The organism is Exiguobacterium sp. E4787 (assembly GCF_018618375.1).
Classification (GTDB): Bacteria; Bacillota; Bacilli; order Exiguobacteriales; family Exiguobacteriaceae; genus Exiguobacterium; species Exiguobacterium chiriqhucha.
In genome coordinates, this window is record NZ_JACSLY010000001.1 from 16,555 (window position 1) to 33,866 (window position 17,312).

The window sequence follows — 17,312 nt, forward strand, 5'->3', positions numbered from 1 at the left end:
CCTTCCTGTTAGCTATATGCTACACTATTCGGGTATTGTCTAGAAAGCTAGGAGGCGGAATCTTGAAACGATTGATTTTGCGACTGACCGGTCTCTTGCTTGTGATCGTGCTGTGCCTCGGCGCAATCGGCTGGTTTGGTCAACATGATAAAGTGAACAACGCCCTTTACCGGGCCTATTACGGGGATCATGGCATCCCCGCCGTCCATCGTGACGTTTATGAGGATGCGGCGGCGACCTATGACGTCGATTGGCGACTCCTCGCCGCGGTCCATCGCGTCGAGACGATTTTCTCCCATAGCTCATCGATGCGTTCATCGGTCGGGGCGATTGGTCCGTTCCAATTCATGCCGCGGACGTGGCTCGGTTGGCAGTACGACACCAACGACCAAAAAGGAGATGTCCCCGAGGATGAAGTCGATTTGACAGACCTCGCCCTTATCGAACAGTATGGCGGTCTCGGACGGGACGGCAACAACGACGGTCAGGCCGACCCGCACAGTCTCGTCGATTCGGCCCATACGGCCGCATATTATTTGAGTGAGCACGGTGGGACGACGGCAGACTCGACGGATTCGATTCGGAACGCCATCTTCGAGTACAACCGAAGTGAGCAGTATGTCAACGATGTGATGTCGTTTTATGAGTCATATCAAACTGACGTGTCTTATTTACCAGATGACAAGGCGTCGGCGACGCAACAAGTCGCCCGCTATACGATTCGCTATTTGGAATGGTTCGCCGGCTGGGTCTGACCTGGCACTATTTGAGCAAAAGTGAGGAAACATTATGAACACCCATATCGAGGAAGTGACGATTCGCGTCAAGTCGGTCTTCAATGAGGACAAGACGAAACGATATATGCGAACGTACGAATTCACCGATGTCGTCGACGGCGTCATCTGTGCCGTCATTATCTACTCGCCCCGGATGAGCGATGCCTTCTTGTCCGGCACGACCACGCAGCGGGCGTATATGCTCATGCGTAACCATCTCGATCAACCAATTCGTGAGATGCGCGTTATCAGTCTCGTCCCGACGCTTGCCATCAATGACAATCTGCCTTACGTCGAGTCTCAGCTTGACGAGGTCAACTTTCATTACGTGGAGGAAACGCTCGACGAGGTTGAGGCGACCGGCGGGATGATCATCGTCGGCTGGGGCTCTCCAGGACGCTTGATGCACCATGCGACTCCGTATAAGACGCTGTTCGCCGACCATGAGGCTCATATGTTCTGTATCGGTACGACGTCCAAAGGCGAGCCGCAACAGATTCGTATGGCCAACGAGAACACTGTGCTCGAGGCGTTCAATAACGAATCGGTCAAACCGAAGTTTAGAATCGTGAAAGAAACGAAACAAGACGACTCCGAGTGAGTCGTCTTGTTTCGTTTATATGCCAATCCATACGCTCACTCCGAACAATACAATCAAGAGCGACGCCAACAGAAAGTCGTACCGAGTGATGGCGACGACTTCATACGTCGCTCGTGGTTCGCCCGTGAACCCGCGTGCCTCCATCGAGAACGCGATGCGTTCCGCTTGTCGGATCGATCCTGCCAGAAGCGGGATGATTAAATTCGGAACGTGCCGAATGTGATCGAGTCGCGTCTCTAAACGAACGCCTCGCAAAGCATGCGTTTCATACAGCTGCATCAGTTCATGCTTCAAAATCGGAAAGAAACGAAAGCCGACGAAGACACTGTAAGCGATTTTAGGCGACAACTTCCCTTGTTGCATCAAGCTGTAGACGAACCGTTTGGGGTCCGTCGTCAGTGTGAATAGGAGTGATAACGCGGTGAATGCTAATACCCGTAAGGAGAGCGTCGATGCTAGCATCACATTTTCGACGGTCACGTCGTTGCCGAACAGCGTGAACATGACCTCCCCGCCCGCCTCTTTTCCAAAGACGAGCGTCGTCCACAATGTCCCGAGCGCGGTGAATAAAAACGGAATCATGAACAGCCCCCAGCGTTTCCAGTTCACGTTAGAAAAGAGAATTTGAAGTATAAGCGTTCCGATGAATACAGCAAGCGGCGTCCATGGATTGTACATAAAGGCGAGACCGAACATGAGCAACGTGACGGTCAGAAATTTAATCGTCGGGTTCATCTCATGAAACGTCATCACGATTCCTCCAGCAATAAACCGTGAGCTTGTAGAAGCTCTGTCTCATTCCAGAGCGATGCATCATATGGCCCACTCAAGTAACCTTCACGCATCAAGTAATATGTGTTCGCGATTCTGGCGAAACTAAGGTCGTGCGTCACAAACAGAACCGTCTGGCCGGCGCGGGTTCGTTCAACCATCAATTCATAAAGCGCACGAAGCGATATCTCATCCTGTCCAGCAGTTGGTTCATCGAACGCGATGAGCCGTTTATTCGAGAGCATCATCACCCCGATGGCGAGCCTTCGTTTTTGACCGTGACTAAGCGAGAGTGGATGGTCGTTACGAAACGGTCCAAGCCCGAGCCGGTTCATGATGTCCTCAATCGGACGATTATGGCCATATGCGAGTTCACGTGTCACATCACTCGTGATAAACAGACGAGCCGGAGATTGTGGGACGAGTCCGACTTCTTGATGTTCGCGGGCAAGGCTCTTGAGCCAAGTCGATTTGCCACTGCCGTTTCGACCAAGTACGGCAATGAGATCACCCTCGGCGACGGTCAGCTCGCTCGCTGCTAGTTTGAATGTTATTCGTTTCAATTGCGGTACGTGAAATAAAACAGTATTTCCTTGTGTCACCTTAACCGGAGAGAACGTATAATCCGGGCGGGCAACGAACGGTCCGTCATAGTTGATGCGTCCGTTCACGAGCTCCACTTCTCTATCGAAGAACCCGCCCCATAGGAAGGGTCGATGTTCGATGACGACAACGTTTACCGTCTGTGCGACGTTGTCGAGCCACTGAACGAAACGGGTTGAGGTTTCGGGATCAAGGTGCGCTAGCGGCTCATCGAGTAGTAGCCATTCCGGCTTCCCGATCAAAGCACAGGCGACAGCGATTTGTTGCTTTTCACCACCTGACAGGTCATGAATGACTCGGTCACGATAATCGGTCAACTGCAATTCCGCTAAAATCGTGGCCACACGCGCCATCATCTCGTCCCTCGCCACGGCAAAATTTTCAAGTGTGAAAATCAATTCCTCCTCGACCGTCTGCATGACGAATTGACTGTCAGGATCTTGAAACACCGTTCCAACACGACGATTCACCTCACCAGCTGTATACGTGTCGTAAGAGCGGTCAAACAAATGTAATTTGCCTGTCACGATGCCATCGCAGTTATCCGGGTACAGACGATTCATCAAAGAGAACAATGTCGATTTCCCCGATCCGCTCGCCCCTGTGATGAGCGTCCTCCCAGCCGTTAATTGAAGCGTGATGTCTGTCAATACTTCGCGCTGTTTGTCCGGATAGCGGAACGCCAGCTGTTCTGCCTCAACCATGTACTCGTCCCTTACGCGCGAGGGCATACCCTTCGAGCGCACCCGTACGAAGCAACAAGTCGCTCAAAATCTTACCTCCCAGACCGGCAATGAGCATTCCGCTTGTCGCACGTAACGCGAACATCGTCGCTACGTATGTCGGACTGAGGGCAACGAGTCCACCCATGACATACGTATACGCGAAACTCGTCGCAGCTGCACCAAATCCGGCCAGCATGAGCACCCAAAGGTCATATCGCTTGTAGCCCGTGACCGCAAACGCCGCTTCAGCACCAAGTCCTTGAATGATCCCGACTAAAATAATACGAGGTCCAATCGCGTTACCAATCATCATCTCAATCGTCGCCGCAAGCACTTCTGACAAAAATGCTGCGCCAGGTCGGCGGATGATATAAGCCGCAATAATCGAGACGATGAACCAAATCCCAAAAATCCATTCGTACGCGATTGGTCCAATCAAGCCTGCCCATAGATTCCCGACATGGACGAACGCCAAATAGACGACAGCGAATACGACCGATAAAATGGCCAACAAGACGATTTCTTTTAACTTCCACGACTTAAGCATGCTGCTGTCCCTCGTGTGACGGGCTGTTCACGCTGAACGTGACCGTCATGACGACATGGCTCGTCTTCGCACGGACGCGGTCGAACGTCGCCTCGTAAAATGAAAACACCGGTTCGATGTCGCCGTGAATACCCGAGGCATAATGCATCGAGTCATTGAAAACGCCACGCTCTTTCGCAAACGCAATTTCTTCGTAGATGATGTCCATATACTTCGGGTCCCCGAGCGGATAGAGTGCAAATTGTGAAGATACGTACTGCGAGCCCGCCGTGCCATTCCCCGGCTCAGTCGTCACGTCGAGCAGATTGTCTCCTGCCGTGTCGCCTGGGCAGCCGACCGAGAACGTCCCGCTCATCGACACATGTTCTCCTGTCTTCGTCGCATGTGACAGGACGGCTTTGGCCACATCGAACACATGCTCACTTCGTCCACGGATGACCGTCGAGACGTCGTCGGTATGTCGCCAGACGTTTTGCAAGTTCGTCTCCTTCAATGCCCCTTTGATGACACTCACAAAATCAGACGTCATTGGGCTCAGCGTAAAGCGGAATCCGACGATCGGACTCCTTTCACATTGATTGTTCATGTTCTATTCCCCCTTAATTGTATGTACACAAAAAAGCCGCATCCATGAGAATGCGGCCACTCGTCCAATTTACAAATCCATTAGAAAAAGTGCCACACTTCCTCACGCCGGTATTACCCGGATCGAGTCATAAGGGATTGGAGCCATGCTCACATCTCAGCCGAAGCACCCCTAGTGTAGTCCAATGTATGCGGTTGTCTATGCAACGAAAAGTATAGACGACCACTCCGGATTTGTAAACGGTTTATGTGAAAGTCACGATACCGTTCCCCGGAAGCGTATCTTGCAACGTCGTCCAATCGAGGGTCATCTCCTCGTCTGTCAACAGACACGCGTCGAGTCCGGCCTCGATGACCGAACGCTCCATCCGCTGCCCAATCAAGACGAGCTCCGTCTGACGGTCCCCGTACGGCTCGACGTAATCGGCGGCGAGCTCGGGTTCTGCTGCGAACATAAGACGACGCTCTTCCTTCGGCAGCGTCGCGAGCCAACGTCCTGCGTGTTCAAGCGTCGAGGCGTACCCCGCTTGCGAGAACAGGCAGGCGAGGTCGTTTCGAGAAGCAATCCATAAGAACCCTTTGGCGCGGACGACTTGTTCCGGGAACGCCTCGATCCACGCATGAAGCCGCTCCGGGTGGAACGGACGGCGTCGACGATAGACGAACGAGCTGATGCCGTACTCTTCTGTCTCCGGCGTATGTACTTCCGCCTCAAGCTCGTGAATCCAGCCGGCGGCATGCATCGCCTGCTCGAAATTGAACAGATTGACGTCTAACAGCTCGGTCAATTCTACGTTCGCAAGGACCGACGTCAACAGTTTGGCGGTAGGATTGAGCGCCTTTAACAGCCCGGCCATCTCGTCGACTTCCGTCTCTGTCACGCGGTCCGCCTTGTTCAAGACGATGATGTCCGCGAACTCGATTTGATCGACGAGCAGATCGACGACTTCACGGACGTCCGTCTCATCGATGGCCTGCTTGCGTTCATGGAGTGACTCGCCCGAGTTAAAATCTTTCAAGAATCGATATGCATCGACGACGGTCACCATCGCATCGATATAGACGCGGCTCGTTAAATCGATCCCGAGGGCGTCATCGGCGTATGTAAACGTTTGAGCGACCGGAATCGGTTCTGAGATGCCGGATGATTCGATGATAATCCCGTCGAGTTCACGGTCGTTCGTGATGTCCTGTACCGCTTCGAGCAGGTCCTCACGAAGCGTGCAACAAATGCAGCCGTTCGATAGCTCGACCAATTTTTCGTCCGTCCGCGAGAAACCGCCCTGCTCAATCAATCGTTCGTCGATGTTCAACTCGCTCATGTCGTTGACGATGACCGCATATTTCTTACCTGACCGATTGTTCAACAGATGATTCATCAACGTCGTCTTGCCGCTCCCTAAATAACCGGACAGCACCGTGATTGGAATTCGTTTCATATATCCCCACTCCTAAATCGTAATCATTACTTTTTAGATAATGACGGGTCACCATTGTCTTGTCAAGAAAAAAACACGCCCGTTCCCAGACGTGTTCCTTTCCCTATTCTTCCAACGCCTTGCGTTCCGCCTCGGAGCGGGGATACGTGTTCGCCTGCCACTCGGCCCGATAAATCGAATCGAGCTGCGTCAGACCGACCTCATCCTCATCCTTATCGGCATCGACACTCGGGGCCTCATCCCAGCGCGGATTCAAATACGTGTGGTCGTCTTCCCGGTTCGCATCCAATAGTTTTTGGATCCCGACCCGGGCCACTGCCGCGAGTGCCAAACCGATGCCTGCACGAACGAGCAATCGCTTCACCATTTCTTTACCTCCTTATCGTCCAAACCGATAGAGCGGCATCCCTTTCACGTCTGTATCGATTTTAAAGACCGACCCTGCGTCCGGATGGGCTTTGAGCGCCTCGTCATCCATCCCTTCACGAGCCGTCGTGATGGCGAGTTGGTTCAAGTTGTCGCCGACAAAACAGCACGACGTGACGTTCGGGGCCGGCACGAGCACCTCGAGCACTTTTTCACCCGTCTCCGGGTTCCAGCGCGAGACGCGGCCGCCGGCAAAGTGCGCAATCCATAAGAACCCTTCCTCATCGGACGTCATGCCGTCCGGGAATCCTTCTTCGACTGTGAAATCGATGATGGCCTCCCCTTCGCCGAGCGTACCCGTCTTCAAGTCAAAGGCGTATTTACGGACCGTCTCGGTCGGTGTATCGATATGATAGAACGTCGAATGGTCGGGTGACCATGTCAGTCCGTTCGATAATGTCAACTCGCTCAACATGACCTCGGTCGTGCCGTCGCGATTCAGACGGTATAGCGTCGCTTGTTCCGCCTCGTCTTCAAGATGGAGCGTGCCGGCGAAGATGCGTCCGTACGGGTCGGCTTTGCCGTCATTGAAGCGGAGCTTTCCTTCTGGGTCGTCGAGTTCGACGATTTTATCGAGCTCTTTTGACGTCTCGTCCCACTCATAAATCCCGTCTTTCAAGCCGACGACGACGCCGTCCGTCACTTTCGGGACCGCGAACCCGATCTGTTGTCCCATATCGAACGACGACAGTTCATCTTCTTTCTCATCGTACCACCAGAGTGTATGTCCCTCGATATCGACCCAATAGAAGCGTTTCAGTTCCGCATCCCAACACGGCCCTTCCCCAAGCGTATTTCGAACTCGAATCCATAACGCAGCGTTTACTGTCTCCATTGAATTGCCTCCACTCTCTACATTGATTTCAAGTGACTATTCCCTGAGGGGGCAATCTCTATTCAACATTTCCCAAAATAGCAACCGCTCGGAAGAAAAATATTGAACCGGGCCGGCATCCTTCTAGGGCAGAAGACAAAAAAACTCCTTGAATCATGAGATTCAAGGAGTCTCTGTCATTTTGCGCCTTCGACATTCATATGCTTGCTGCGCAACTGGCCACAGGCCGCATCGATATCGGTCCCGTGCTCGAGGCGGACCCCGGTATTGATGCCCCGTTTCTTCAAGACGTCATAAAACGCCATGATGTCCTCGGACGTGCTCCGCTCATACTGGATATGCTCGTTGACCGGGTTGTACGGAATCAAGTTGACGTATGACTTGTCTTTAATATCGTCAATCAAGTCGGCAAGTTCCTCGGCGTGCTCAGGCAAATCGTTCACTTTCGATAAGAGAATATATTCGAACGTGATCCGCTTGTTCGTCGTTTCGACGTAATAACGGATGGCCGGCATGAGCTTGTCGAGCGGGAACGCCCGGTTGATTTTCATGATTTGCGTCCGAAGCGCGTCGTTCGGCGCGTGGAGCGACAGCGCCAAATTAATGCGCAAATCGAGGTCCGCGAACTTGTAAATCTTGTCGGCGAGTCCGCTCGTCGACACGTTGATTTTACGCGGTGCGATCGCGAGGCCGCGCTCGTCCTTGACGACACGGAGGAAGTCGACCAAGTTGTCGAAGTTATCGAACGGTTCCCCGATTCCCATGACAACGATATGGCTGACGCGAGCACCTTCCCCGACCTCGTCCAAGTAGTGTTGCACGGTCATGATTTGTTCGACGACTTCACCGGCCGTCAAATCGCGTGTCTTCTTCAACAGACCACTCGCACAGAAGCTACAGCCGATATTGCAGCCGACCTGTGTCGTCACACAGACCGAACGTCCGTATTTGTGACGCATGAGCACCGTCTCGATATAGTGCCCGTCGTGTAATTTAAGTAAAAATTTGACCGTCCCGTCGCCCGCTTCTTGTTTGACGAACAGGTCTTGCGTCGAGATGACGTATTCGGCGGCGAGCGCCTCACGCACTTCAGCGCGAACCGAGATGTCCTCGATGTGCTTGACTCGGTCGATATAGAGTGAGTCCCAGATTTGTCTCGCGTGGAAGGCACTGTATCCCCAAGAGACGCACGCTTCCGACAGCTGATCGAATGTCAGCCCGTATATAGATGGTTTCATTGCTATCTGTCCTTTCTTCAATCCGCATACGTACCATTGTAGCGGACGTGGACGACCGGTGCAACGTTCTTATAACGGTGGGACGGGACGTGTCACATGACGCTCGAACGCGTAGGCGAGACGAATCAAGTCGCATTCGGCATAGCTCGTCCCGGTGAACGATAGACCGAACGGGGCCCCGCTCGCCTTCAAGCGATACGGGATCGTGACGGTCGGATGGCCGGCTTTCGCCGCCATGTCATAATTGTGGTCATGCGGCAAGACGAGGGCATGAAGTTCCTGCTCGGCCAACAATCGGTCGATGCCGTCCGTCTTGGCGAGATAAACGTCGTCGAGGCGGCGCGTCAAATAGGCGTCCTCAATCAAGCGGCCCGATTGTTCATCCGCTTTCTCGAACGTCTTCTGTCCATGCGGAATCGTCTCGGGATGACTGTTGTTACAGTTAATCAAATCCGACAACGTCTCATACGGGAGCGTCGTCGAGGCGAGATACGCCTCGATTCCGAGCTTGAACTCATGGTACAGGATATCCCCTTGGTCGAGCCCTGCTTTCGACGGCAGTTCGACGGTGACGACCTCGATGCCGCTCTGTTTCAGCAATGCGATCGCTTCGTCGTAGAGCACCTGCTCTTCTTCAGACAGATCGGTCTTGACGACGCCGACACGCATACCGACTGCTTGCCGCTCATCAAGACAAGTCCGGTAAGGCGGACCGGCCGGAAGATGCGTCGTCGCTGGGTCAGCGGGATCTTCCCCGACCATCGCCTCAAGGGCGAGCACCGCATCCCGTAGTGTCCGTGCCATTGGGCCGGCCGTGTCCTGCGACCGGGAGATCGGGATGATGCCGCTGCGGCTAATCAAACCGACGGTCGGTTTGATGCCAACGATTCCATTATGGACGCTCGGGTGGATAATCGAGCCACTCGTCTCGCTGCCGACGGCAAGCAACGTCAAGTTGGCAGCGACCGCCGACGCCGAACCTGAACTCGACCCTCCGACATCGAGCTTGTCCCCATATGGATTGAGCGTCTGGCCACCAACCCCACTCCAGCCGTTCGGCATGCCCTCAGTCAAAAAGTTGGCCCATTCGGATAAGTTCGCTTTTCCGAGGATGATGGCCCCATTCGCGCGCAGGCTTTGAACGAGATGGGCGTCCCGGCCGGCGAAGTGATGCGCGAGGGCGACGGCCCCGGCCGTCGTCTTCATCAATCCCGCCGTCTCGACATTGTCTTTAATCAACACCGGGATGCCGAGCAACGGCAAGCGGTCACCTCGTCGAAACGCCCGGTCGGCCGCCTCGGCCTCGAACAAGGCGTCCGGGTTCACTTGAATGACCGCTCTCAGCTTGTCGTTCAACTGGGCGATCCGTGTCAAATAGTAGGCCGTCACGTCACGCGCCGTGAACGTTCCTTCTTTATATCCGCGCTGGGCGGTCTCGATATCGAGTTCGAAACATGTGTTTGGTTCAGTCATATAGATTCCTCCTTTGGTCACTCGATGGTATTCGCTATCTCCAGATGATTTCCTGTTTTCGTTCGCCAACGAATATGTAACTTGGTACACTGAAAGAAAAGGGAGGTTACTATGAATCGTTCGTACGTACTCGTCTTATTGTCCGTCTTTGCCTTGTTCTTCTTACAGCTATATGCCGGGGACGCTCCGTATACGCTACCGCTCTCCATCGTCCTCGTCATCTTGATTCTCGGCGCCACCTTGTTCCAACTTCGACGCAAACCAAACCGTTGACGCCGCTTCAAATCTGATGGTATGATGCTCTCACCAACTACATATCGATATCTTGAGTGAACGAGAGACCTGGCTCTATGACTTCACAGCAACCTGCTTCGGCAAGGTGCTACTTCCAGCAAGGCATGTGCCTTGGCCGATATGACAGAGCGCTCATGTCGATGACATGAGCGCTTTTTTTGGGAAAATTGATCGAGGGGGACTTACTAATGGAAAAAGCAACATTCGCAGGCGGCTGTTTTTGGTGCATGGTGACGCCGTTCGAGGAGCAACCTGGCATCGAGTCAATCGTATCCGGTTATACGGGAGGTCACGTCGATGACCCGACGTATGAACAAGTGAAAACAGGGACGACGGGACATTATGAGGTCGTCGAGATCACGTTCGACCCGACGCTGTTCGTTTATGAGCGCCTGCTCGAACTATATTGGATTCAGACCGATCCGACCGATGACGGCGGCCAGTTCCAAGACCGCGGCAGCCAATATGCGCCGGCCATCTTCTATCATACTGAAGAACAACGCGTGAAAGCAGAGCAGAGTCGCGACGCGCTCGCGGCGAGCGGACGATTCAAACAGCCAATCGTCACGAAGATTCTACCGGCCGACACGTTCTATCCGGCCGAGGAATACCATCAAGACTTCCATAAAAAAAATCCGGCCCACTATAAAGAGGACCGGAAGAAATCTGGGCGCGACGCATTCATCGAGCAAGCCTGGTAAACAAAAGACGGGTCGTCTGACCCGTCTTTTTAGCTTTTCGCAATCCCGAGCATGAATCCGGCCACGACGATGAGCCCGATTCCCATAAAGACGAAGACCCGTTCTTTCGTCGTCTTCTCTTCTTTCAATAGATAAATCCCACCGAGCGTCGCCACGACGACGTTCAATTGCGACAAGGCGAACGACGTCGCGATGCCGACCTCACCGCTCGACACGAACAGCCCGAAGTTCCCAATCCCCCAGGCGAGACCGGCCAAGATGTTTTTGAACGTCTTCGGGTCGAACTTCTTGACATCTTTCTCGCGCAAGCTGAACAAGAGCGCTGCGATGAACATCCCGACCGATTGCGGCAAGATGGCCGTGATGCCGTCGACCTCGAAATAGTTCGTCAAGACGGCATACGTCACATAACCGATACTCGACACGAGCAGGACGAGCAAGCCTTTCTTCAAGGCCCCGCTACTGTCGCCGTCTTTGTTCTGCTGATATGACGTCAGTGCCGCCCCGATGATAATCAACACGAGCGCAGAAAAACCGAGCCATAACTCGGTCGACGTCTGCCAATCACCGAGCACGATGACGCCGAACAAGGACGTCCCGACGAGTTGCATACCGGTGCTGATCGGCATCGCTTTCGATACACTTAAAATTTGGAACGATTGGAACTGTAAATATTGCCCGAGTGCCCAGAACACACCGGAGATGAAGCCGGTCACGATTGCTAGCGTCGTGAACTCCGGATTGAATACGAGTGCGATGATGACCGCCATCACCATCGCTCCAATCGTCGTCCCGATTAACTGTTGAATCGGCTTACCACCGACTTTCGACACGATGAGCGGGATACTCCCCCACATCAAGGCAGGTAAGAGTGCGAGTAAAATCATTTCCATAGATAACACCTGCTTTCGTAGAATAACATTACCAATGATTTTCCCACGTTTACGCACGATTAAACTTTGTTCGAAAAAATTTAAAAATATCCATTGCCAAATGTTTTACTAGGATGATATAATAATTTTCGAACGGGGCATTAGCTCAGCTGGGAGAGCGCCACGCTGGCAGCGTGGAGGTCAGCGGTTCGAGCCCGCTATGCTCCATTATGGAAGTCACCACTCATTTGAGGGGTGACTTTTTTTTGCGTCTCCGCCCGGTTTAAGTCACCTGGTAGCGGGTAATGATTGTAAGACATCATTATTCTAAGGGGGACTTACTATGGATCGTGCCTCTGTCGAAGAGACCATTTTAGCCGTCATCGACTGTATGCGGGCAAGCAATCACTGTTTCTCAAAATGTTTACAAGAAGAGGATTTATTGATGGTCGCCGAGTGTATCCGGCTGACGAAAGAATGTTCGGAAGTGTGTGCGCTCGCCTTGAACGCGCTCGAGACCGATTCGGCTTTCACCAAACCGATTGCTGCACTCTGCGCCCAGGTGTGCGACACGTGCGCCGTCGAATGTGGCCGCCACTTGCATGACCATTGCCAACGTTGTTCCGAAGCGTGTCTCCGCTGCGCAGAGGCGTGTCGCAACCTCGTGGCCGCATAATCGCTTTTTAGTCTAACGATATGTTAGACTTTTTTTATACTTGTTTTATGAGAAAGGGACCGATTATGTCATATTCAATTCTTGCCATCGACGTCGAGACGGCCAACCGCGATAGTCGCAGCATCTGCTCTGTCGGCTGGAGCCTACTCGTCGACGGTGAAATCATCGAGACGAACCAACTACTCGTCAATCCAGAAGAAGACTTTGACGCAGGCAATATCCGCGTCCACGGCATCCGGCCGAGCGACGTCTGGGACGCCCCAGCCTTACCCGAGGTGCTTGAACAGCTCTATCCGACGCTGCGGGATGTCGACCTCGTCATGGCGCACAATGCCTCATTTGATATGGGCGCTTTCAAGAAAGCAATCGCCAAATATGATTTATATACGTTTCCGACGATCGAGTACGGCTGTACCGTCAAGCTGTCGAGAAAACTGTATCCTGGACTGCCGAATCACAAGCTGAATACGATGGCGGAATATTTGAACGTCCCGTTCATCCATCACGATGCGGCTGAAGATGCCCGCGTCTGCGCATTGCTCATGCGCGATATGATGCAGAAGACCGGGATACATGACCCGCGTGAACTGCACCGCTTTACATCGGTCAAGCTCGGGAAGCTTGCCTATTAATCGAAATGTACGTCAGACAGGCCAAGACGATCGTCTTGGCCTGTTAGCGTTTAAAGATCCATCTTTTTTGGATGTAATAACTGACGACGAACAAAAGGCTGTCGACAAACACTTTAATCCATACTTCCCCGTCCCGAAACAACAGGAACAATACATAGACGAGACCGGCCGACAACGCCATCTGCAAGCCGACGAGACCGAAGTATTTCGGCATCGCCCGTCTCGCTTTCGAGTCGAACACGACTTTTCGATTCACCACGTAATTGAATAAGGACGAGATGATGCGGGCCAATACCGTCGCAATTAAGACATGGGTCGTCTCGAACCACGGATTCAATAAAATGATGAAAAAGGCATAGGCGCCGATATCTAATAAAAATGAGGCGACCGAGGATAACGAATAGGCTAAAAACATGCGATAAATCAGAATCGAGTCGATGACCGGACGAAAATGGGATGAGGCGTTCTCGGCCACATACACGGTTTGAATCGGAATCTGTTGAATCGGGACTTGCCAACGTTTCGTGAACGTCAACATGTTCATCTCGAACTCATAGCGGTTCCCGGGCACGTCGAGCAACTGTTCCGCATAGCGCAACGGAACGGCCCGTAGACCGGTTTGGGTGTCTTTCAGTCGAAGCCCGCTGCCGACGAGCATGACTCCTCGTGTCATTTGATTCCCGAATCGGCTCCGAAACGGGATGTGCGCCCCCGAGAAATCACGGCAACCCATGACCAGATGATGTGGCCAATGAAGCCCCGCCTCATATACATGGCGGACATCTTCCGGCAGGTGTTGTCCATCGGCATCGACGGTGATGACCCCGTGCGTGCCCGGGAACTGTTCGACGACGTGACGAATCCCCGTCTTCAATGCTGCGCCCTTGCCTTGATTCCGCTCATGGACGAGGACGGACGTCACCCACTTCCCGGCCTCCTCAAATACAGGCAGGGACGTCTCAACACTTCCATCGTTGACGACAATGACATGGACAAACCCGGTCGCTTTCAGCTCGCGGACAAGTGTGACGAGCGCTTGATCCGGATTATAGGCCGGAATCACGACGACATACTCATCTAGACGTTCCACAGAGTGCATTTGCATCGCCACCCCTCCTTCCCTCCTTCTATACCCTAGACGATGAAAAGTGATTCCTCGAATCAAGGTAAACAAAAAACACGGTGTCTCGGAAGACACCGTGCCAGATTAACCGATGAAGATGAAGTAAGACGAAGCGAAGTAGACGAGCACGACGAGCACTGACGGCAAGATGTAACGCAGTTTCGACGTCACGTCTTTACGAAGGAGCGTATACATGACGAGTACCGACAAGATGGTAATCCCAATCGCTGTCACCAAGTGAGACGCCGACACGTCGGCCAAAATCGAACCGTTGCGGTAAAACACGTCCGACATGGCGATGATGAGCATGTTAAAGATGTTGCTTCCTAAAATCGAACCGAACGCCAAGTTGACGTTTCCAAGCTTCAAGGCGACGAAGACGGCGACCGCTTCCGGGAGCGAGGTCGTCGCGGCAATCAAGAAGCTACCGACGAAGCTCGAACCGAGGCCCGTGACGACGGCGATTTGATCACCTAGCACCGAGAGAGCTGTCCCGGCCGCCATGATGACGAGTGCGGCGATGATGAAGCCGATGACCGCACGTTTGACCGTAATCGAACTCGTCGCACTGGCGCCGACTTCTTGTACGGCCTCATGGGCAGCTTCGCGCTCAACGGCGGGTTGTTGCGGTCGTTTCCCGATATAGTAAATCCCGATTCCGTACAATGCCGCAATCAATAGGGCATCAATCCCGATGCCGAGAATCGTGAAATCGATGCGGACGATCAGTGCAATCATCGTGACGAGCGTCAACATGAGACCGAGACCGGCCGTATAGAGATGATCTCGGCTCGCTTCATTGAACAAGCGTTTCTGACGATAGAAGAGATCGAACATCGCCAAGATGAAGATGTTGAACAAGTTCGACCCGAGCATGTTCCCGATGGCGATGTCCGGGTTGTTGATCATGACGGCCGAGACGCTTGTCGTCACTTCCGGCAGCGAGGTTGCACCGGCTAGTAACACGGTCCCGACGAGCATCCCGCTCATCGTCGACTTCTCACTGATGACGTCAGCGTAAGTCGAGAGTTTCATGGCGGCATACACGGTGATGGCAGCGGCCAAGATGAAATAAATAAATACCATTTGAATAAATCTCCCCTTTTCGTGAATTCAAAAAGACCTTTTTATGGACGCCGAAAAAGCATCCATAAAAAGGTCTTGCGGACTTGGTAAGAAGCTCGATGGACCGAGTGCGTTGCACCGTAATGACGACCCATCGACCACAGCTGTGGTCGCTACTCCCCCTCTTATGTTCACGACGAATATATCACGTTACAATTCATTTGACAATCAATTGACCCTTAAATGGGCGACGACGTCATCGACTGGCATCGCCGTCCGGTAAGACAGTTCATCAATCGCTTGGAGTATCGGGAGCGGCAACGGTTTCCAAAGCCCCGCTTCTTTCAATTGTGCGGACAAGCCGTCGAGCTCCGGTTGATTGACGTCCGTGCCGTGGCGATAGCCTTCGCGCATTGCCTCGTGTAACTCATAGGCGGTATGACAGAGCGTCGTCGTCTCTTGAAGCCAGTCCTCTTCGTGAAATCCGTGCTGTATGACATCAAACAATTTCCCGAGTTTCTCGAACCGCTCGTCGGCGACGCCGTAAAACAATAAGTTCAGCTCGGTCTCGAATGACTCGATGAGCGTCGTCGTCTGTCTAAACGGTCGGAACGCTTGGAGCAGTTCGTGATAATACCATGACTGGTCGCGGAGCGGTCGTCTGAACCGGTCCCACACTTGTCTCCCGGCAGACTCGACGTCGAGTCGAATCGAACGAAGGTTATGTAACTTGTCCGCCGCCAAGAGCGCCACTTCATCATACTGCATCGTCTGGACGTGTTGAACCGTCATCCGTTTCCGCTCTTCCCATGACAGGTGCTTCCCGGGTTCGGACACTGCTTCGACGAGTCGTCTCACTTCGCTTCCGAATCGTTCCTCGATCTCTTCAGGTGTCGTCAACGTGTCTTCAAGCAAATCGTGGAGCAGGCCGGCCGCCACGACCGGGACCGGTTGCCGGTCTTCGACGAGCAACATCGACACGGCGACGGGATGGGTCAAGTAGGGAATATTCGTTCCTTTTCGAAACTGTCCGTCGTGTCGGACGGCCGCGAATCGGAGTGCCTCTTCAATCAACTGGTGCACGGCGATTCCTCCTTCAATGGGTTGATAAAGCGTCCCCATCCTTTACCCGTGCCTAGTCCTATCTACTCACATCTGTTGTTAAAACATAGGGTAATGGTCCCGGTTAGACGAATTACGGCTCATAAATCATCTTCTTCGTCATCCCGCCGTCAACGACGAGGTTATGCCCGTTGACGAAATCGTTCTGTTCATCAATCAAATAGGCGACCGCACGGACGATATCATCCGGTTTCCCGACCCGGCCCGACGGATGTTGCGCATGATCGATGTCACGGAGCGACTCGTCCGACGTGTGGATCCAACCGGGACTAATCGCATTCACCGTGATCGGGCGTTCCGCGAGCGAGACCGCCATCGATTGGGTCAATGATACGATGCCGCCTTTGGACGCGCCGTACGCTTCCCAATCTGGTTCGTTTTGAAGGGAGCGCGTCGAGGCCAGGTTGATGATGCGGCCATATTCAGCTTTCTCGTTCAACGTTAAGAACGCCTTGGCACAAGCGAACGTCCCGACGAGGTTGACGTCAATCACCTGCTTGAACGTCTCGACGTCAAGTTCAGCCATTGGTTTGACGAGTGACGAGACGCCGCCATTATTGATGAGCACGTGAGCGATACCGACTTGGCGCTGAATGTCAGTGAATACGTGAGCAATCGCCTCATGGTCGCCCAAATCCAGCTCGTGGAACGTCACTCCGTCCAGTTGCGGATCATCGCTTTTATCGAGTCCGATGACGTGATACGTCTCGCGGAAATGACGTGCCAATTCATGTCCGATGCCTTGGCTGACACCTGTGATAATCATAACTTGTTTCATATACATCCCTCCTGCACACTCACATACCCG

At 53.2% G+C, this 17,312-nt stretch carries 20 protein-coding genes, 1 tRNA gene and 2 riboswitches; of the genes, 7 read left to right on the forward strand and 14 right to left on the reverse strand.

Annotated elements, in window-relative coordinates:
* Positions 1–62 precede the first annotated feature (62 nt).
* Together KNP80_RS00095 and KNP80_RS00100 are read left to right on the forward strand one after the other, a co-directional pair.
* Positions 63–755 carry a lytic transglycosylase domain-containing protein gene (locus KNP80_RS00095; protein ID WP_251128793.1) on the forward strand — a complete coding sequence of 231 codons (693 nt, stop codon included), beginning with the start codon at positions 63–65 and terminating at the stop codon, positions 753–755.
* 34 nt (positions 756–789) lie between these two features.
* Positions 790–1,377: a DUF1643 domain-containing protein gene (locus KNP80_RS00100; protein ID WP_021067524.1), complete on the forward strand. Its 588-nt coding sequence runs from the start codon at positions 790–792 to the stop codon at positions 1,375–1,377.
* Between the two features lie 15 nt (positions 1,378–1,392).
* Here the strand turns inward: KNP80_RS00100 and KNP80_RS00105 are convergent, their stop codons facing one another.
* The 9 genes from KNP80_RS00105 to KNP80_RS00145 all read right to left on the reverse strand — a co-directional run bounded on the left by KNP80_RS00105 (position 1,393) and on the right by KNP80_RS00145 (position 10,019).
* Positions 1,393–2,127 (reverse strand): energy-coupling factor transporter transmembrane component T family protein, encoded by a 735-nt coding sequence (locus KNP80_RS00105; protein WP_214720180.1) that lies wholly within the window; start codon positions 2,125–2,127, stop codon positions 1,393–1,395.
* Entirely contained in the window at positions 2,127–3,455 is a 1,329-nt protein-coding gene (locus KNP80_RS00110; protein ID WP_214720181.1) for an ABC transporter ATP-binding protein, read from the reverse strand. Before KNP80_RS00110 ends, KNP80_RS00105 begins: the two co-directional genes overlap by 1 nt.
* Complete coding sequence (locus tag KNP80_RS00115) at positions 3,448–4,023, reverse strand: ECF transporter S component (RefSeq protein ID WP_214720182.1); 576 nt, start codon at positions 4,021–4,023, stop codon at positions 3,448–3,450. Before KNP80_RS00115 ends, KNP80_RS00110 begins: the two co-directional genes overlap by 8 nt.
* On the reverse strand, positions 4,016–4,609 hold the full coding sequence (locus tag KNP80_RS00120) for a YkoF family thiamine/hydroxymethylpyrimidine-binding protein (protein WP_214720183.1): 594 nt from the start codon (positions 4,607–4,609) through the stop codon (positions 4,016–4,018). Before KNP80_RS00120 ends, KNP80_RS00115 begins: the two co-directional genes overlap by 8 nt.
* Positions 4,610–4,691: 82 nt before the next feature.
* Positions 4,692–4,792, reverse strand: a riboswitch (TPP riboswitch).
* Positions 4,793–4,853: 61 nt separating this feature from the next.
* Positions 4,854–6,047: a GTP-binding protein gene (locus KNP80_RS00125; protein ID WP_214833359.1), complete on the reverse strand. Its 1,194-nt coding sequence runs from the start codon at positions 6,045–6,047 to the stop codon at positions 4,854–4,856.
* 103 nt (positions 6,048–6,150) lie between these two features.
* Positions 6,151–6,414, reverse strand: a complete 264-nt coding sequence (locus tag KNP80_RS00130) for a hypothetical protein (protein WP_021067530.1) — start codon at positions 6,412–6,414, stop codon at positions 6,151–6,153.
* Between the two features lie 12 nt (positions 6,415–6,426).
* Positions 6,427–7,308 carry an SMP-30/gluconolactonase/LRE family protein gene (locus tag KNP80_RS00135; RefSeq protein ID WP_214720185.1) on the reverse strand — a complete coding sequence of 294 codons (882 nt, stop codon included), beginning with the start codon at positions 7,306–7,308 and terminating at the stop codon, positions 6,427–6,429.
* Positions 7,309–7,484: 176 nt separating this feature from the next.
* Positions 7,485–8,546, reverse strand: coding sequence for a dual-specificity RNA methyltransferase RlmN (rlmN, locus tag KNP80_RS00140; protein WP_214720186.1), 1,062 nt, complete (start codon positions 8,544–8,546; stop codon positions 7,485–7,487).
* A gap of 69 nt (positions 8,547–8,615) precedes the next feature.
* On the reverse strand, positions 8,616–10,019 hold the full coding sequence (locus KNP80_RS00145) for an amidase family protein (RefSeq protein ID WP_214833362.1): 1,404 nt from the start codon (positions 10,017–10,019) through the stop codon (positions 8,616–8,618).
* 111 nt (positions 10,020–10,130) lie between these two features.
* Between KNP80_RS00145 and KNP80_RS00150 the strand changes: the two genes are divergently transcribed.
* Both KNP80_RS00150 and msrA read left to right on the forward strand, forming a co-directional pair.
* Entirely contained in the window at positions 10,131–10,292 is a 162-nt protein-coding gene (locus tag KNP80_RS00150; RefSeq protein WP_021067534.1) for a hypothetical protein, read from the forward strand.
* Between the two features lie 44 nt (positions 10,293–10,336).
* A riboswitch (SAM riboswitch) is annotated at positions 10,337–10,437 on the forward strand.
* Positions 10,438–10,501: 64 nt separating this feature from the next.
* Positions 10,502–11,014 (forward strand): peptide-methionine (S)-S-oxide reductase MsrA, encoded by a 513-nt coding sequence (gene msrA / locus KNP80_RS00155; RefSeq protein ID WP_034806547.1) that lies wholly within the window; start codon positions 10,502–10,504, stop codon positions 11,012–11,014.
* Positions 11,015–11,043: 29 nt separating this feature from the next.
* Here the strand turns inward: msrA and KNP80_RS00160 are convergent, their stop codons facing one another.
* On the reverse strand, positions 11,044–11,907 hold the full coding sequence (locus KNP80_RS00160) for a GRP family sugar transporter (protein ID WP_214720188.1): 864 nt from the start codon (positions 11,905–11,907) through the stop codon (positions 11,044–11,046).
* Positions 11,908–12,041: 134 nt separating this feature from the next.
* On the opposite strand from KNP80_RS00160, the gene KNP80_RS00165 reads away from it, so the two are divergent.
* The 3 genes from KNP80_RS00165 to KNP80_RS00175 all read left to right on the forward strand — a co-directional run bounded on the left by KNP80_RS00165 (position 12,042) and on the right by KNP80_RS00175 (position 13,194).
* Positions 12,042–12,114 (forward strand) — tRNA-Ala (locus tag KNP80_RS00165).
* A gap of 115 nt (positions 12,115–12,229) precedes the next feature.
* Positions 12,230–12,562, forward strand: a complete 333-nt coding sequence (locus KNP80_RS00170; RefSeq protein ID WP_021067537.1) for a four-helix bundle copper-binding protein — start codon at positions 12,230–12,232, stop codon at positions 12,560–12,562.
* 65 nt (positions 12,563–12,627) lie between these two features.
* Positions 12,628–13,194, forward strand: a complete 567-nt coding sequence (locus tag KNP80_RS00175) for a 3'-5' exonuclease (protein ID WP_214720189.1) — start codon at positions 12,628–12,630, stop codon at positions 13,192–13,194.
* Positions 13,195–13,237: 43 nt separating this feature from the next.
* On the opposite strand, the gene KNP80_RS00180 is transcribed toward KNP80_RS00175, so the two are convergent.
* From KNP80_RS00180 to KNP80_RS00195, 4 genes are all read right to left on the reverse strand, one after another.
* Positions 13,238–14,299, reverse strand: coding sequence for a bifunctional glycosyltransferase family 2/GtrA family protein (locus KNP80_RS00180; protein WP_214833365.1), 1,062 nt, complete (start codon positions 14,297–14,299; stop codon positions 13,238–13,240).
* 102 nt (positions 14,300–14,401) lie between these two features.
* Positions 14,402–15,403: a sodium:calcium antiporter gene (locus tag KNP80_RS00185; RefSeq protein WP_214833368.1), complete on the reverse strand. Its 1,002-nt coding sequence runs from the start codon at positions 15,401–15,403 to the stop codon at positions 14,402–14,404.
* A gap of 207 nt (positions 15,404–15,610) precedes the next feature.
* Positions 15,611–16,465: an HD domain-containing protein gene (locus KNP80_RS00190; protein WP_353047953.1), complete on the reverse strand. Its 855-nt coding sequence runs from the start codon at positions 16,463–16,465 to the stop codon at positions 15,611–15,613.
* Between the two features lie 112 nt (positions 16,466–16,577).
* A complete protein-coding gene (locus tag KNP80_RS00195; protein ID WP_214720193.1) occupies positions 16,578–17,282 on the reverse strand; it encodes an SDR family NAD(P)-dependent oxidoreductase in 705 nt (234 codons plus the stop codon).
* Positions 17,283–17,312: the final 30 nt, after the last annotated feature.